The organism is Streptomyces sparsus (assembly GCF_054776295.1).
On sequence record NZ_BAAHCA010001174.1, the window covers coordinates 1 to 1,298 of the forward strand.

1 protein-coding gene is annotated in these 1,298 nt (G+C 75.2%); it reads right to left on the bottom strand.

Translation table 11 applies throughout. From position 1 onward, the window contains the following. A partial coding sequence (locus ACYVE9_RS27230; protein WP_461030552.1) for an acyl-CoA dehydrogenase occupies positions 1-1,298 on the bottom strand: 1,298 nt, incomplete at both ends.

Here is a 1,298-nt window from a genome sequence, read left to right on the forward strand (position 1 = left end):
CGCTCAGCGGGTCGCTGTCGCCGAGCAGCGCCGGGGACGCCAGGTCGAGCGGGGGCAGCGGCTCGTGCAGCCGGAACAGGCCGGTGGGCGGCGCCTCCGCGCGGAACCAGGAGGTGCGGGCGAAGTGCGGCAGCTGCGGCAGGATGCTCACCTGCCGTCCGGCGCTGCCGGCATGGCCGAGCGAGGTGACGGGCAGGTCGCGGAGCTGCTTGTGGAACATGCCGTAGGTGCCCTCGGTGGCCAGGGACTCCTGGCCGAGCACCGCCGACAGCTCGTCCATCGACTCGCCGATCAGCTTGGGCGCCACGTAGGCCGCCGCCGCCGCGTAGGCGCTCATCTGCCGCGGCAGCAGGTGCAGCCCGCGGGTGGCGACCAGCGCCAGGCAGTCGCTGAGCAGCAGGTCCAGGAAGGCGCCGGCGAGCACGTCGCGCACGTGCTGCACGTCGAGCCGGCGGCGGCCGTCGTGGTGCCGGTGGACGGCGAACCGCAGCACGGTGCGCAGCGCCGTGTCGCCGCCGGACAGCACGATCGACGGGATCAGTCCTCGGATGACCAGCGAGGAGCGCAGCGACAGCTGGTAGCCGTCGCCTTCCGTGCCGATCAGCGCGCCGGCCGGCAGCGGGCAGTCCTCCGCACGCAGGCCGCCGAAACGGGCGCTGCGCATGCCGGTGGTGGCGCGGCGTCCGGTGCTCAGCAGCCGGCCCGGGGGCAGCTCGCGGCGGTCGATCAGGAACACCGAGTGGCTGCGTCCGCCGGGCGCGTCCGCGGTCCGGGCGAAGGCCACCAGGCCGGCGGCCCGGTCGGCGTTGGCGATGACCGCCTTGCTGCCGTTGAGCCGGTGGCCGTGCTCGTCGGCGACGGCGCTGAACTCGTCCCGGACGAAGTCGTTGCCGTGCGCCACCTCGTGCCGGGCGACGGCGACGCGGTCGCCGTCGAGCAGCAGCCGGGCGGCCTGCCGCTGCTGCCCGGTGGTGCCGGCGGTCCACACCGGCACGGTGGCGAAGAAGCAGTTCAGGCCGTAGCCGAAGCCCGTCGAGGCGTCCCTGCGGAAGACCGGGCGCAGTACCCGGCCGAGCAGGTCGAGCCGGGTGAGCCGGCCGCCGTGCGGGGCCGGCACGAACTCGTCGTTGAGTCCGCACTCGTCGAGCACCGCCTCCGCCGCGGGCAGTACCTCGCCGCGGGCGTCGGCGGCGAGCAGTTCCCTGCTGCCGAGCGGGTTGGCCTGGTCGTCCATCGGCCCGAAGGCCGTCTCCAGTCGGGCGATGCGCTGTTCGGCCGTGCCCGCCGAGCGGCCGTCC